Consider the following 14,226-nt stretch of genomic DNA (forward strand, 5'->3'; position numbering starts at 1 on the left):
GGTTCCGTATGCGCCCAGCGGTGACGCACCTGAAGAATTGGGGTTAACTTTGCGTCCTGGGTGCTGGTTTGTCAATACGTTCTGTCCTGCAGTTTTGGCGATTCTTACCCGAAAGTAGTGTTTCTCTGCAGGGGGTGCGACTGTTACCTTTGAGGCCGACGAACATTCGCCGCGACATCGCGGCCGGAAACAGGATCCACGACGAGGAGGCAGGGTGCCCGAACAAGCGCAGGTCGGGGCACGCACAGCCGCGAAGACCGGCACCCCGACCCCCACCGTGCGGCGCCGGCCGAAGAACCGCAAGGCACAGATCGCCACGGTCGCGGCCGAGGCGTTCAGCGAACGCGGCTACCACGGCGTGAGCATCGACGAGATCGCCACTGCCGTCGGCATCTCCGGCCCCGCCCTGTACCGGCACTTCCCGAACAAGTACGCCCTGTTCCACCACGCCGTCGTCACCCTCGCCGACGCCCTCGGCGCCGCCCTCGCGGAGTTCGACGAACAGAGCGGAGCGAACGGCGCCGAACTCGACGCCGCCGAGGAACTCGAACGCAAGCTCCTCGCGCTGATCCGCACCACGATCGACAACCGCCGGACGGGCGGGCTGTACCGCTGGGAACGTCGCTATCTCACCGGCGAGGACCACAGCGAGATCCGCTCGAAGATGAGAGCGCTCAACCGCCATCTCGCCCGCACGGTCGCGCGCCTGCGGCCCGATCTCACCGACGACGACTACATCCTGCTCAGCAGCGCGATGCTCAGCGTGATCGGCTCCATCACCACCCACCGTGTCCCACTGTCCAACCGGCGCCTGCAGCAGCTGCTGCTCGACGCGTGCACGGCGGTCGCCGCGACCGACCTGGTGCCCGATGTCGACGAGCCCACGCCGGCCCCCGAACCGCGCGGATTGTCCGTGGCGAACAAGCGCGAGGTCCTCCTGCAGGAGGCAGTGCTGCTCTTCGATGCGCGGGGCTATCACGAGGTGAGCATCGAGGAGATCGGTGCGGCAGCCGGTATCAACGCGTCCGGCGTCTACCGGCACTTCGCGAGCAAGGCCGATCTGCTCGCGGCCGCCTTCCACCGGGCCGGTGATCGCGTCGCGATGATCATCGGCGAGGCGCTCGCCGACTCGACGACCTCCGCGCAGGCCCTCGACGTCCTCACCGAGGTGTACGTCCGGATGTCGTTCGAGAACAGCGAACTGATGTCGGTGTACTTCGCCGAGGTCGGCAATCTGCCCGCGCACCACCGCAGCGACCTGCGGAACATCCAGCGCCTCAACATCGAGGAATGGGCCCGGCTGGTCGGCGAGCTACGCCCCGAACTGCCCGCCGTCGAGTGCCGTTTCCTCGTGCACGCCGCGCTCAACCTCGTGCTCGACACCGGCAACCTCGTGCACTTCCTGCCCACCCCCTCCCGGCAACGCCGGGTACAGCAGCTGATGCTCTCGGTGCTGCTCGGCGGCACCGCTTCGCCGGAGGCGGCGGGATGACCCGCACCGCGACCGCCGCGGTACTCCGCGAGTACGGCGCACCGCTGCGGCTCGAGACGGTGACCGTGCCCGAACTGCGCGACGACGAAGTGCTCGTCCAGGTTCACGGGGTCGGGATCTGCCACACCGATCTCACCGCCGCCGCGGGAGGCGTCCCCGTCCCGACGCCCGTCGTGCTGGGCCACGAGGGTGCCGGGGTCGTCACCGAAGTGGGTTCGGCAGTCACCGATCTCGCGGTCGGCGACCGGGTGGTCCTCGGATTCGACTCGTGCCGCACGTGCCGCAACTGTGCCCGGGGACGGCACGCCTACTGCACGCGGTTCGCCCCGCTCAACTACGGCGGTGTGCGCGGCGACGGCACCGCGGTGCTCCGCGACGCCGACGGAGCACCGGTGCACGGCAACTGGTTCGGACAGTCGTCGTTCTCCTCGCTCGTCGTGGCCACCGAACGCAACGCGGTGCGTCTGCCGGCGGATGTCCCGGTGGCGTCGGCGGGTCCGCTCGGGTGCGGTCTGGCGACCGGCGCCGGAACCGTGCTCGAGGTGCTGCGGCCGGAACGGGGGTCGACGATCGTCGTCTTCGGTCTCGGCGCCGTCGGCATGGCCGCGGTGATGGCGGCACGTATCGCCGGGTGCGCGAACATCATCGGTGTCGACCCCAACCCGCGACGGCACGGACTCGCGCGATCGCTCGGGGCCACCGAGCTGCTCTCCCCCACCGATCACGACGACCTCGGACGCCATCTGCGCCGTCTCACCGGCGGTGGCGCCGACTACGCGGTGGAGTCCGTGGGTTCGGAATCCGTGATCCGGCAGGCACTGTCGTCCCTGACCAGTCCCGGCGTCTGCGCCACCCTCGGACTGCGCGCCGGCCGCAATCCCGTCTCGATCGACCAGACCCATCTGTTGTCCGGTCGCACCCTGACCGGAGTCATCGAGGGCGACGTCGATCCGCACCGGTTCCTTCCCGAACTGGCCGCACTCTGGCGCGACGGGCGCTTCCCCGTCGACGAACTCGTTCAGACCTTCGATTTCACGAAATTCGACGACGCTCTCGCCGCTGTCGCTTCCGGCGAGGTCGTCAAGGCCGTACTCACCTTCGACATCCAGGGGAACACATGAACGTCGTCCAGCGACTCGAGGAACTGCGCGCCCGCACCGACCGGATCGATCCTCGCGAACTCGACGCCCTCTGGGAGCATCTCGCTCCTGCACGTATCGACGATCTCGTCGGATACCGGTGGAAGGGCTTCAGTTTCGATACCGGGCACCGCACCCACACACTGCTCGGCAGGTCGCGGTGGTACGGGAAGACGTTCGCGTCTGTGTCCGAGGTCCAGCCGCTCGTGTGTTACGACGAGGACGGCGAGTTGTTCTCCGACACGAAGACCGGACGCGGCGAGGCGAGCCTGTGGGAGATCGTCTTCCGCGGCGAGGTGACGGCGACGATGGTCTACGACGGCATGCCGGTCTTCGACCATTTCAAGAAGGTCGACGACGACACCGTCGTCGGGGTGATGAACGGTAAGGGCTCGCTGGTGTTCGACGACGGTGAGCACTACTGGTTCGGTCTCGAACGCGACAGCGCTGTGTAATCGTCCGACGGGAAACGACACAGTGGCCGGACGTGCGTCCGGCCACTGTGTCGTTCTCCGGAGAGAACTCAGATGACGTGCCCGTGCGCCTTCATCCGGCGGCGCATGTCGTTGAGGTAGTAGGTGGCCGACAGTTGGCGGATGGGCCTGGGCACCGCGCGGTAGATCGGCGGGACCACCTTCCAGAACAGGTCGAAGCGCCGCTGGTCGCGCGGACTCCACGGCAGCGCGAACTCGTCGCGCATGCGTTGCGGGAGAAGACCGATCGTCATGAAGCGCTGCAGCGGCATGAGAGCCCGAACAGGAAGCGGGGCGTCGCCGCCGGTGAGGAGGTCGCGGGTGAACGAACGCACCTTCCGGTCGACCTCGAAGGTCGCGATCATCTCGTCCCAGTACCTGTCGAACTCCTCCCGCGTCTTCGGCCACATGTCGTCCTTGACCTGCAGGGCCGTGCCGTAGACCGCGGACTGACGGTAGATGCGTTCGATGTCGGCGTCGGTGAGAGGACCGAACATCCGCCGGTACATGTCGACACCGTTGCGGTACAGCGTTGCGGCAACCCACAACTGGAGTTCGGGGTCGAAGGCGTTGTAGGTCTCCGAGCGCACCGGGACGTGCGCCTTGTTGACCATCCGGACGACCTGCTTCTTCTCCTCGGGAGTACCGAGCGTGACGGCGTAGACGTAGGTCATCGTGGTGCGCAGCCGGTCGAGCGGCCGCTGCAGGGTGGTGCTGTGGTCGGCGACGCCGTGCCCGACACCGCGCGATGCCAGCTGCAGGAGGACCGTCGCGCCGGCGCCGAGCAGGAGCATCGACTCTCCGACGAAGTCGGCCAGTTCGACCGAGCCCACCGGAAGCGGAGCGGGGGTCGCCACCGGTTCGTCGGTGGTGACGGCGGGGGCGCGCTCTTCGGCGTGGGTCGTCATCGGAGGTCTCCTGATGGTGAAAGTACGGGTGCAGCACTGTCATACAAATTGTGCACACCCGTACTCAGATAGGCAAGTGCCTATCCGGAGGGCGAATCGACCCCCGCCCGCTCGCGGTGGGCGACCAGGCGCGCGGCCGCGTCCTCGAACTGCACGAGCGTCTGCGTGATCACCTCGCTGTGGTCCTGCGCGGCGATCGCCTCGATCAGCTTCGTGTGCGACCGGATGGCGAGCGTGCCCCACTCGGCGTCCCGCGCGTAGAGGCGGTACGGAATCGTGCGCGCGGCGGTGTTGAGGAACCACGCGAGCTTGGGGCTGTCGGCGATGCGGTTGAGCTCGCGATGGAAGTCGAACTCGGCGTCGGCGATCCGCTCGATGTCGGGTGTCACCCCCTCCGGGACGACGACGAGCATGCGCAGCCTCTCGTTGAGTTCGGCCAGACGCTCGAGATCGGCCGGCGTGGCACGGTCGACCGCACGGAGCGCGAGCTCGACGGCGATCTGTCCCTGCAGCCAGAAGATGTCGTCGATGTCGCCGCGCGTGAGGGGCGAGACCCGGTACCCGCGATTCGGGGCGGATTCGACCATCCCCTCCCCGCGCAGCGTCAGCAGCGCCTCCCGGACGGGGGTGACGCTGACGCCGAGTTCGACCGCCGTCTCGTCGAGCCGGATGAAGTCGCCCGGACGCAGTGCGCCGGACATGATCGAGCCGCGGAGGTGGCCGGCCACCTCGTCGGACAGCTGCGGACGGCGCCGCACGGCCCCCTCCGAACGTCGGGATGCCGCAGCGTGATCCGCCGCTGTCCCGGGGCTGCGTGTCGGTGCCGCCATCGTGTCTCCTGTAGGAATCCGGACAACTGCGCACGGGGGTTGTCCAATTGGCCCGCGAACGCCTAATGTGATGTCCACTACAGCTATCACATCAAATATATGTGATGTGGTCCACCAGGAAGTGTCGAACATGACCCAGAACCTCACCAGTCCGAAAAACGCGAAGAGCAGCTCGGACAAGGCATCCACGGCAGCGAACACCGACACCTTCGCCAGCCTCGACCCCCGGAACGGCGAGGTGATCGCCGAGTATCCGATCGCCGACGAGGCCGCCGTGGGCGCGGCCGTCGAGCGTGCCCGCGTCGCCGCCCGCTGGTGGGAGGCCCAGGGCTTCCGCGGCCGCCGCGACTGGCTCCTCGAGTTCAAGAAGGCCGTCGCGTCCGACGCGACCTCGCTCGCATCGGTGGTGGCGAAGGAGACCGGCAAGCCCTTCGGCGACGCCTTCCTCGAAGTCATGCTGGCGGTCGAGCACCTCGACTGGGCGGCCAAGAACGCCAAGAAGGTGCTCAAGCCTCGCAAGGTGCCCTCGGGCGTCGCGAGCTTCAACCAGGCCGCGACCCTCGAGTACAAGCCGCTCGGCGTCATCGGCGTGATCGGCCCCTGGAACTACCCGGTCTACACCCCGATGGGTTCGATCGCCTACTCGCTGGCCGCCGGCAACGCCGTCGTGTTCAAGCCGAGCGAGCTCACCCCCGGTGTCGCGAAGTGGCTCGAGGACAAGTGGAACTCGATCGCCCCCACCCAGCCGGTCTTCCAGGTGATCACCGGTCTCGGTGAGACGGGTTCGGCGCTCGTACGTTCGGGTGTCGACAAGGTCGCCTTCACCGGCTCCGGCCCCACCGCCCGCAAGGTCATGGCGGTGTGCGCCGAGTCGCTCACCCCGCTCGTCGCCGAGTGCGGCGGCAAGGACGCGATGATCGTCGCTGCCGACGCGAACATCGACGAGGCCGTCGAGTTCGCCGCCTTCGGTGCGTTCGGCAACGCCGGCCAGACCTGCGCGGGCGTCGAGCGCATCTACGTCGAGGAGCCCGTCTACCGTGAGTTCCTCGACAAGCTCACCGCCACCGTCCGGCGTGCGAAGCCGGGCGGCGACGAGAACTCGACCTACGGCCCGATGACGCTTCCGCGCCAGGTCGACATCGTGCGCAACCACATCGAGGACGCCCTGAAGTCCGGCGGCAAGGCCGTCCTGGGCGGACTCGAGTCGGTGCAGGAGCGCATCGTCGAACCCGTCATCCTCACCGACGTGCCCGAGACCTCGGCCGCGGTGTGCGAGGAGACCTTCGGCCCGACGGTCGTCGTCAACAAGGTCCGCGACCTCGACGAGGCAGTCGAGCGCGCGAACGGCACCAACTACGGTCTCGGCGCGTCGATCTTCACGCGCAACAAGAAGAAGGGCCGTCAGCTCGCCGAGCGCCTGCGCAACGGCATGGTGTCGGTCAACTCGGTGCTCGGCTTCGCCGCCATCGCCTCGCTGCCCTTCGGCGGCATCGGCGAGTCCGGCTTCGGCCGCATCCACGGCGCCGACGGCCTGCGCGAGTTCAGCCGTCCCAAGTCCGTCACGGTGGCGAAGTTCAGCTCGCCGCTCAAGCTCATGAGCCTCGAGCGTCCGGAGCGCGACCTGAAGATCTCGCAGGCGATGCTCAAGTTCATGCACGGAAGGTGAGCCGATGACGACCACTCCCCCGCGCACTCGCAGCCGGAAGGCCGCCGTCGTCGCGAAGCCCGAGGCACGTATCGAGAAGGCCGGCACGTTCCCGCCCCCGAACAGGGATCCGCACCCGAAGCGTGGGCGGATGGGCTGGGTCAAGGTGATCGAGGAGCTCGACCCGGTCACGCAGCACCAGGACATCGTGCGGATCACCGCCGGCTACGAGTTCCCGTGGGACTATCAGCGGTCGCTCGAGTTCGCCCTCTTCCGCACGTACTGCGTGCCCAGCATCTCGGAACTGCTCGCCCGCACCGGCGAGTTCGAGAAGCGGCCGCAGAAGCGGTACGACGACACGGCGCTGCTGATGGCCGAGCTGGTCGAACACGGCTACGACGCCGAGCGGGGACGCGAATCGCTGCGCAACATCAACCGGATGCACGGCAAGTACTCGATCGACAACGACGACATGCTGTACGTCCTGTCGACCTTCGTGTACGACCCGCTCGACTGGATCGACCGTTACGGGTGGCGTCGTCTGCACCCGAAGGAGCGGCTGGCATCGTTCTACTTCTACCGCCAGGTGGGCATCCGGATGGGCATCAAGGACATCCCGGAGTCGTTCCAGGAGTTCCACCGGTTCAAGCTCGAATACGAGCGTGAGAAGTTCACCTACAGCGACGACAACCACGCCATCGGCACCTACACGTTGCGCCTGTTCCAGTCGTGGTACCCGAAGGTGCTGAACAAGGGCATCGAGAAGGTCGTCTTCGCACTGATCGACGACCGCATGGCGTCGGCGTTCGGTTTCCCGAAGAGCTCACCGCAGCTGACGGAGATCGTCGAGGGCGCGCTGCGGGCTCGGTCGGCGTTCGTGCGGCGACTGCCGAAGCGACGCGTGTCGCTGTCGGCGGGCAATGCCACCAACAGGACGTATCCGGGTTACCCCCTCGGTTACCGTCCGAACGATCTGGGCGTCGAACACTGACGCACCGATAGACCTGGGGGACAGGAGGGCGGCCCCGCATTCCGGTTTCACACCGGGTGCGGGGCCGTAACTGTTCGGGGAGGAGCGGGCCGGGCTCAGTTCTCGACGGGCCGCAGGGCCTGCTTCGACGGGAGCGCGAACCCCGAGACGAAGACGACGACGGCGCAGCCGGCGCACACGAGATAGGCGATCACGAAGCCCGCCGTGCCGATGCCGAGCCCGCCGCCGAGGGTGTGGGCCGCGAGCACCGAGGCGACGACCGCGCTGCAGACGGTGCTGCCCACAGTGCGGAGCAGGACGTTGACGCCGTTCGCCGCGGCGTTCTGCGACAGCGGCACCGCGCCGAGCAGGAGCACCGGCAGCGTGCAGTACACGAGCGACGTGCCGATGGCCGCGACGAAGATGGCGGCGACCACGAGCCACAGCGGCTTGCCGGGCACCGCGTGGACGCTGTAACCGGCGAGCAGGAAGACCGCTCCGGTCATGATCGTGATCTTGGGTCCGAAGCGCTCGGTGATCCGGGAGGCCACGATCGCGAAGATCATCATCGCGAAGCTGGCGGCGAGCTGACAGGCCGCGGCCTGGAGGATGGTCAGGTCGTATCCGGCTCCGTGCGCCGACGGCGCCTGCAGCAGCTGCGTGGTGATGAGGGTGTTGCCGTAGAAGGCGAACCCGACGAGCAGTGCCGACAGGTGCGGCGCGAGGACGGACCGGCGGGCCGAGACACGCAGGTCGACGAGCGGGTTGCGGTTGCGCAACTGCTGCACGCCCCAGAGCACGAACAGCAGCACCGACGCGGCGAACGAGAGCAGCACCGCCGGGCTCGTCCATCCCCACGTGCTGCCCTGGGTGATGGGCACGAGCAGGCACACCAGCGCGGCGGACAACCCGGCGGCGCCCACGGCGTCGAAGCGACCGCCGGTGCGGGTGTCGGATTCCGGGATGACGATCCACGCCGCGAGGGCGACACCGGCGCCGATGGCGGCGGTGATCCAGAAGAGCAGGTGCCAGTCGGCGAACTGGACGATGGCGGCCGCGAACGGGATGCCGACCGCGGTGCCGATGCCGAGGGTGGAGCTGAGCATCGCGATCGAGCGCTCCACGTGCTCACGGGGCAGGACCTCGCGGAGGATCGCCATGCCGATCGGCAGCACCGCCGCGCCGGCGCCCTGCAGGCCACGGGCGAGGATGAGCAGCCCGATGTCGGAGGTCAGCGCGCAGATCAGCGAGCCGAGGGTCATGAGCGAGAACGCGATGAGCAGCATCCGCTTCTTGCCGATCATGTCGGCGAGACGGCCGAAGATGGGCGTCATCACCGCACCGACCAGCAGGGTGCTCGTCACGAGCCACGACACGGCGGTGGTTCCGGCGCCGGTGAAGCCCGGCATGCTCGGCAGGAGCGGGACCATGACGGTCTGCATGATGGCCTGGAAGACGGCACCGACCGCGAGAACCGGGAAGACGAGATGCCGCAGATTGCGCGCCTTCTTCTCCGCCGGTCCGCTCGCCTTCGTCGTTCCGGACGCCGAGCGCGTCGGCGCTGAGACGGACCTACCCGCCACGTGCAGGCGCAGGGGGAGCGAGATCGACATCGACACCCCCTCCTCGCCAAACAGGTAAATAGCCGTTCACCACATTAGGTGAACGGCTATTTACCCTCAAGAGTAGTGACCAAGGTCATTCGTGCCGCTAAGAACCGTCTCCGTCGAGCAACCGCTGGACCAGCGGCGCGTACATGGCCACGACTTCCTCGACCGTGCCGGTCGCGCGCTCCTGCATCATGCGACGACGCATGATCGCCAACCCCATCAACGCCGACATCGCCAGCTCGGCCCGGAGCCGGGCATCCGGCCCCGGAAGCCTCGCGGCGAGAGCGTCGACCATCTGCGTGGAGTAGTTGTCGCGGAGCATGCGGTTGCTCTCCTCGCTGCCCCCGCTCATGAACAGGATGTTCATCGACAACGGCTTGTACGGCTCGAGCGGGCGGGCGAACATCGCGACCATCCGCTCCCCCAGGCTCTCGAGCGGCCCGTCGAACAGCACCTGCGCGCCGTACTGGAAGTCGACGAGCTCCTCGTACAACTGCTCCTTCGAGCCGAAGTACTTGATGATCAGCGGTGCGCTGACCCCCGCTTCCTCCGCGATGTCCTTGAGCGTGATGTCGCGGTAGGGGCGCGTCGCGAACGCCTTCCCGGCAGCGTCGATGATCAGCTTCCGGGTCTCGTCGGAAGTCCGGCGACGCTTCTCGGGCCCACCCCGATGCGATGCCTCCGTGCTGCGCACGGTCACATCGCCCGCCTCCCCGACAACGCTCGTCCGAGCGTCAGTTCGTCGGCGAACTCGAGGTCGCCACCCATCGGCAGACCCGACGCGAGGCGGGTGACGCTCAACCCCGGAAAGTCGCGCAGCATGCGCACCAGATAGGTGGCCGTCGCCTCGCCCTCCGTGTTGGGGTCGGTCGCGATGATCACCTCGGAGACGTCGACGCCGTCCTCCTGGTTGCCGATCCGGGTGAGCAGTTCGCGGATGTGCAGCTGGTCGGGACCGACGCCGTTGAGCGGGTCGAGCGCACCGCCGAGGACGTGATAGCGCCCCCGGAACTCACGGGTGCGTTCGATCGCCTGCACGTCCTTCGGTTCCTCGACCACGCAGATCACCGTGCGGTCGCGGCGAGGATCGGAGCAGATCCGGCAACGCTGCTGGTCGGAGACCGTTCCGCAGACCTCGCAGAACTGCACGCCGTCGCGGATCCGCTGCAGCGCCGCCTGCAGGCGGTCGATCTCGGGCGGCTCGACCGAGAGCAGGTGGAACGCGATGCGCTGGGCACTCTTCGGACCGACGCCCGGAAGCTTGCCCAGCTCGTCGATGAGGTCCTGTACCGGTCCTTCGTACAACGCCGACCTCTAGAAACCGGGCAGGCCGGGGATTCCGCCGCCGAGCCCACCCGCGAGCGGACCGAGTTTCTCGGTCGCGATCTCCTGGGCCTTCGCCGAGGCGTCGGCGATCGCACCGACCACGAGATCCTGCAGGGTCTCGACGTCCTCGGGGTCGACGACCTTCGGATCGATCTTCACAGACACGACCTCGCCCGTGCCCTTCACCGTCGCCGTCACGAGGCCACCGCCGGCCTGGCCGGTGACCTCCGCCTGCGCCATCTCGTTCTGCGCAGCGGCGAGCTGCTGCTGCATCTGCTGGGCCTGAGCGAGGAGTTGCTGCATGTCGGGCATTCCACCACCGGGTTGCACGGCACGTCCTTTCTGCACGTTTGTGATGCCAGCCTAGTCGCCGCGCATCGGGGTCGGCACAGACGCCGAGGTCGACGGAACCGGGCTCAGTCGACTTCCTTCTTCAGGTTCTCGAGCACCTGCTGCTGGATCTTCTTCAGGCCGAGCGGCGCGAACGTCTTCTCGAAGAAGCCCTTGACGCCTCCGGCACCCTTCCACTGAGTGAGCACGACGACCGTCGAACCCGTCCCGTTCGGCACGACGCTGTAGGTCGTCACGAGCGTCGAGTTCGCGTCCGTCTCCGTGACGGTACTGCCCTTCACCGACACGGTGGCCTGCACGTCGCGCTGACGCTTCTCCGTGGCCTGGAGGATCCAGTGCACGACGGTGCCGTCACCGCGGCCGCCGGAGATCACGCGGTAGTCGCGGTAGTGCTCGGTGAGGATGCGCGGACGCACGGTCTCGTAGTCGGCCAGGGCGGTGAGCACCGCCTCGGGAGCTGCCGCCAACTGGATCGAACTACTTGCGCTGACCTGTGCCATGAACGACTCCTTCTGCTTCTTCCGTGCTGATGCGGGCTCGAATGTGCCTGTGACGACAGCATCCATCCTGCCCTGCGCGTTCCGGGACGGATGCGACCGCCGGGTCTATTGTGGACGTGCCCACTGATGCGCCGCTCCGAAGGAGTCGAATGCAGATGCCGAGATCGTCAGGTGTGAAGGTCCCGTACGGGGAGGCGGTACACCGTCAGGGTGTCGACCGCCTGCTGCGCTCGTACAGCGCGATTCCGGCCGACGCGCCCGTGCGACTCGCGAAGAAGACGTCGAACCTCTTTCGAGCACGCGCCGCGGTGAACGCGCCGGGGCTCGACGTCTCCGGCCTCGGCGGTGTCATCTCCGTCGACCCGCAGGCCCGCACCGCCGACGTCGCCGGCATGTGCACCTACGAGGACCTCGTCGACGCGACGCTGCCCTACGGCCTGGCACCGTTGGTCGTCCCGCAACTGAAGACCATCACGCTCGGCGGCGCCGTCACCGGGCTCGGCATCGAGTCGACGTCCTTCCGCAACGGTCTCCCCCACGAGTCGGTGCTCGAGATGGACATCCTCACCGGGTCCGGCGAGATCGTCACGGCCCGCCCCGAGGGTGAGCACGCCGACCTGTTCCACGGCTTCCCCAACTCGTACGGTTCGCTCGGATACGCCACGCGCCTGCGCATCGAACTCGAACCGGTGAAGCGTTTCGTCGCACTGCGTCACCTGCGATTCGACACGATCGCCGATCTGCAGTCCGCTCTCGCGCGGATCGTCGACGAGCGGACCTGGGACGGCACGCCGGTCGACTACCTCGATGGTGTCGTCTTCTCCGCGACCGAGAGCTACCTGACGCTCGGCACGCAGACCGACGAGCCGGGCCCCGTCAGCGATTACACCGGGCAGGACATCTACTACCGGTCGATCCAGCACGTCTCCGTCAACCGCCCCAAGGAGGATCGGCTCACGATCCGCGACTATCTGTGGCGGTGGGACACCGACTGGTTCTGGTGCTCACGGGCTTTCGGTGCCCAGAACCCGAAGATCCGCCGATTGTGGCCGAAGCAGTTGCTGCGCAGCAGTTTCTACTGGAAGCTCATCGCGCTCGACCACAAGTACTCGGTGGCCGACCGGATCGAGGCACGCAAGGGCAATCCGCCCCGCGAGCGCGTCGTGCAGGACATCGAGGTTCCGCTCGAGCGCACGCAGGAGTTCGTCGAGTGGTTCCTCGACGAGATCCCCATCGAGCCGATCTGGTTGTGCCCCTTGAAGTTGCGCGACATCGAGTCGTCCCCGGAGGCCGGTCGTCCGAGCACCTCGGACGCCCAGCGCCCGTGGCCGCTGTACCCACTCGAGCCGAAGCGCGCCTATGTGAACGTCGGGTTCTGGTCGTCCGTTCCCATCGTGCCCGGCGCCGAGGAGGGCGTCGCCAACCGGTTGATCGAGAAGAAGGTCGCCGAACTCGACGGGCACAAATCGCTCTACTCGGACTCCTACTACTCGAAGGACGAGTTCGAGGAACTTTATTACGGCGGTGGTGAATACCCCGCCCTCAAACAGAAATACGACCCTCGGTCCCGTCTACTGGACCTCTTTTCGAAGGCGGTGCAACGAAAGTGACCATATTCAAGGCCGACAACGATCGGTCCACCGAGGACAAGCTCGCACTCGCCCAGATCGTCGAGATCGTGACCGGCGGCGACATGCCGCTGCGCTTCACGGCCTACGACGGATCGGCAGCGGGCCCCGAGGACTCCCCCTACGGTCTGCATCTCGCATCGCCCAAGGGAGCGACGTACATTGCCACCGCCCCCGGCGATCTGGGTATGGCACGGGCGTACATCTCGGGCGATCTCCAGGCGAAGGGCGTGCATCCCGGCAACCCCTACGAGTTGCTCGCCGCGCTCGGCGACCTGCACTTCGAACGTCCCCCGGCCCGCGTCCTCGCGCAGATCGCCCGGTCGCTCGGCACCGAACTGCTCAAGCCGATCGCGCCGCCGCCGCAGGAGCACCTGCCGCGCTGGCGCCGCATCGCCGAGGGCCTGCGGCACTCGAAGTCGCGCGACGCCGAGGTCATCCACCACCACTACGACGTGTCCAACGAGTTCTACGAGTACGTCCTCGGGCCCTCGATGACGTACACCTGCGCCGTCTTCGAATCCGAGAACCAGAGCCTCGAGGACGCCCAGGAGAACAAGTACCGTCTGGTCTTCGAGAAGCTGCGACTGAAGCCGGGCGACCGTCTGCTCGACATCGGTTGCGGCTGGGGCGGAATGGTGCGTTACGCCGCTCGGCGCGGTGTGAAGGCCCTCGGCGTGACGCTCTCCAAGGAGCAGGCGGAGTGGGCTCAGAAGGCCATCGTCGAGGAGGGTCTGAGCGACCTGGCCGAGGTCCGGCACTCCGACTACCGCGACGTGCCCGAGGGCGGGTTCGACGCCATCTCGTCGATCGGCCTGACCGAGCACATCGGTGTCGCCAACTACCCGGCCTACTTCCGGTTCCTCCACAGCAAGCTGCGGGCGGGCGGTCTGCTGCTCAACCACTGTATCACCCGGCCGACGAACAACACCCGTGCCAAGGCCGGCGGTTTCATCGACCGGTACGTCTTCCCCGACGGGGAGCTCACCGGTTCGGGTCGCATCATCACCGAGGCGCAGAACATCGGCTTCGAGGTGATGCACGAGGAGAATCTGCGCGAGCATTACGCCCTGACGCTGAAGGGCTGGTGCGAGTACCTCGAGAAGCACTGGGAGGCGTGCGTCGCCGAGGTCGGTGAGGGCACGGCTCGCCTGTGGGGTCTGTACATGGCCGGTTCCCGCCTCGGCTTCGAACGCAACGTGGTGCAGCTGCACCAGGTGCTCGCGGTCAAGCTCGGCGACGACAAGAAGCCGCAGACGCCGCTGCGGCCCTGGTGGGTCGCCTAGTCGCCCGGTCGGCACCACAACAGAAGAGCGCGAAACGGTCGGAGGAGCGGGCATTTCCCGCTCCTCCG

The 14,226-nt window shown here is 67.4% G+C and carries 14 protein-coding genes; 7 read left to right on the forward strand and 7 right to left on the reverse strand.

Annotated elements, in window-relative coordinates; translation table 11 throughout:
- Positions 1–214 precede the first annotated feature (214 nt).
- The 3 genes from B9C99_RS18195 to B9C99_RS18205 are packed head-to-tail and all read left to right on the forward strand — an operon-like array spanning position 215 to position 3,086.
- A complete protein-coding gene (locus B9C99_RS18195) occupies positions 215–1,492 on the forward strand; it encodes a TetR/AcrR family transcriptional regulator (RefSeq protein ID WP_016693186.1) in 1,278 nt (425 codons plus the stop codon).
- Positions 1,489–2,613 (forward strand): NAD(P)-dependent alcohol dehydrogenase, encoded by a 1,125-nt coding sequence (locus B9C99_RS18200; protein WP_016693185.1) that lies wholly within the window; start codon positions 1,489–1,491, stop codon positions 2,611–2,613. Before B9C99_RS18195 ends, B9C99_RS18200 begins: the two co-directional genes overlap by 4 nt.
- Positions 2,610–3,086 carry a DUF4334 domain-containing protein gene (locus B9C99_RS18205; RefSeq protein WP_088898822.1) on the forward strand — a complete coding sequence of 159 codons (477 nt, stop codon included), beginning with the start codon at positions 2,610–2,612 and terminating at the stop codon, positions 3,084–3,086. The genes B9C99_RS18200 and B9C99_RS18205 overlap by 4 nt, the downstream gene beginning before the upstream one ends.
- Positions 3,087–3,154: 68 nt before the next feature.
- Here the strand turns inward: B9C99_RS18205 and B9C99_RS18210 are convergent, their stop codons facing one another.
- Together B9C99_RS18210 and B9C99_RS18215 are read right to left on the reverse strand one after the other, a co-directional pair.
- Positions 3,155–4,012 (reverse strand): oxygenase MpaB family protein, encoded by an 858-nt coding sequence (locus B9C99_RS18210; protein WP_088898823.1) that lies wholly within the window; start codon positions 4,010–4,012, stop codon positions 3,155–3,157.
- An 80-nt stretch (positions 4,013–4,092) separates the two neighbouring features.
- Positions 4,093–4,842: a GntR family transcriptional regulator gene (locus B9C99_RS18215; protein ID WP_202400023.1), complete on the reverse strand. Its 750-nt coding sequence runs from the start codon at positions 4,840–4,842 to the stop codon at positions 4,093–4,095.
- Positions 4,843–4,972: 130 nt separating this feature from the next.
- Between B9C99_RS18215 and B9C99_RS18220 the strand changes: the two genes are divergently transcribed.
- Together B9C99_RS18220 and B9C99_RS18225 are read left to right on the forward strand one after the other, a co-directional pair.
- Positions 4,973–6,508 (forward strand): aldehyde dehydrogenase family protein, encoded by a 1,536-nt coding sequence (locus B9C99_RS18220; protein WP_088898846.1) that lies wholly within the window; start codon positions 4,973–4,975, stop codon positions 6,506–6,508.
- 4 nt (positions 6,509–6,512) lie between these two features.
- Positions 6,513–7,478: an oxygenase MpaB family protein gene (locus tag B9C99_RS18225; protein ID WP_016693180.1), complete on the forward strand. Its 966-nt coding sequence runs from the start codon at positions 6,513–6,515 to the stop codon at positions 7,476–7,478.
- Positions 7,479–7,573: 95 nt separating this feature from the next.
- Here B9C99_RS18225 and B9C99_RS18230 read toward each other — a convergent pair whose 3' ends face one another.
- The 5 genes from B9C99_RS18230 to B9C99_RS18250 form a co-directional block, all read right to left on the reverse strand.
- Complete coding sequence (locus tag B9C99_RS18230) at positions 7,574–9,070, reverse strand: MFS transporter (protein ID WP_237451269.1); 1,497 nt, start codon at positions 9,068–9,070, stop codon at positions 7,574–7,576.
- A 97-nt stretch (positions 9,071–9,167) separates the two neighbouring features.
- Positions 9,168–9,767, reverse strand: a complete 600-nt coding sequence (locus B9C99_RS18235; RefSeq protein ID WP_016693178.1) for a TetR family transcriptional regulator — start codon at positions 9,765–9,767, stop codon at positions 9,168–9,170.
- On the reverse strand, positions 9,764–10,372 hold the full coding sequence (gene recR / locus B9C99_RS18240; protein ID WP_016693177.1) for a recombination mediator RecR: 609 nt from the start codon (positions 10,370–10,372) through the stop codon (positions 9,764–9,766). The genes B9C99_RS18235 and recR overlap by 4 nt, the downstream gene beginning before the upstream one ends.
- Positions 10,373–10,381: 9 nt before the next feature.
- Positions 10,382–10,705 (reverse strand): YbaB/EbfC family nucleoid-associated protein, encoded by a 324-nt coding sequence (locus tag B9C99_RS18245; protein ID WP_088898825.1) that lies wholly within the window; start codon positions 10,703–10,705, stop codon positions 10,382–10,384.
- A gap of 104 nt (positions 10,706–10,809) precedes the next feature.
- The gene (locus B9C99_RS18250; protein WP_026061346.1) at positions 10,810–11,244 is read right to left on the reverse strand and encodes an SRPBCC family protein; all 435 of its coding nucleotides are present in this window, start codon (positions 11,242–11,244) and stop codon (positions 10,810–10,812) included.
- 149 nt (positions 11,245–11,393) lie between these two features.
- Here B9C99_RS18250 and B9C99_RS18255 point away from each other — a divergent pair, with 149 nt between their 5' ends.
- Together B9C99_RS18255 and B9C99_RS18260 are read left to right on the forward strand one after the other, a co-directional pair.
- Positions 11,394–12,854, forward strand: a complete 1,461-nt coding sequence (locus B9C99_RS18255) for an FAD-binding oxidoreductase (protein WP_088898826.1) — start codon at positions 11,394–11,396, stop codon at positions 12,852–12,854.
- The gene (locus B9C99_RS18260; RefSeq protein WP_088898827.1) at positions 12,851–14,158 is read left to right on the forward strand and encodes a class I SAM-dependent methyltransferase; all 1,308 of its coding nucleotides are present in this window, start codon (positions 12,851–12,853) and stop codon (positions 14,156–14,158) included. The genes B9C99_RS18255 and B9C99_RS18260 overlap by 4 nt, the downstream gene beginning before the upstream one ends.
- The last annotated feature ends 68 nt before the right edge of the window (positions 14,159–14,226 follow it).

This window comes from Rhodococcus sp. BUPNP1, assembly GCF_002215235.1.
Taxonomy (GTDB): Bacteria; Actinomycetota; Actinomycetes; order Mycobacteriales; family Mycobacteriaceae; genus Rhodococcus.

What these genes read in the sequence shown, in the direction of transcription:
- B9C99_RS18200 (WP_016693185.1), top strand. Translation starts at nt 1,489, where the DNA reads ATGACCCGCACCGCGACCGCCGCGGTACTCCGCGAGTACGGCGCACCG.
- B9C99_RS18205 (WP_088898822.1), top strand. Translation starts at nt 2,610, where the DNA reads ATGAACGTCGTCCAGCGACTCGAGGAACTGCGCGCCCGCACCGACCGG.
- B9C99_RS18210 (WP_088898823.1), bottom strand. Translation starts at nt 4,012, where the DNA reads ATGACGACCCACGCCGAAGAGCGCGCCCCCGCCGTCACCACCGACGAA.
- B9C99_RS18215 (WP_202400023.1), bottom strand. Translation starts at nt 4,842, where the DNA reads ATGGCGGCACCGACACGCAGCCCCGGGACAGCGGCGGATCACGCTGCG.
- B9C99_RS18220 (WP_088898846.1), top strand. Translation starts at nt 4,973, where the DNA reads ATGACCCAGAACCTCACCAGTCCGAAAAACGCGAAGAGCAGCTCGGAC.
- B9C99_RS18225 (WP_016693180.1), top strand. Translation starts at nt 6,513, where the DNA reads ATGACGACCACTCCCCCGCGCACTCGCAGCCGGAAGGCCGCCGTCGTC.
- B9C99_RS18230 (WP_237451269.1), bottom strand. Translation starts at nt 9,070, where the DNA reads ATGTCGATCTCGCTCCCCCTGCGCCTGCACGTGGCGGGTAGGTCCGTC.
- B9C99_RS18245 (WP_088898825.1), bottom strand. Translation starts at nt 10,705, where the DNA reads ATGCCCGACATGCAGCAACTCCTCGCTCAGGCCCAGCAGATGCAGCAG.
- B9C99_RS18250 (WP_026061346.1), bottom strand. Translation starts at nt 11,244, where the DNA reads ATGGCACAGGTCAGCGCAAGTAGTTCGATCCAGTTGGCGGCAGCTCCC.
- B9C99_RS18255 (WP_088898826.1), top strand. Translation starts at nt 11,394, where the DNA reads ATGCAGATGCCGAGATCGTCAGGTGTGAAGGTCCCGTACGGGGAGGCG.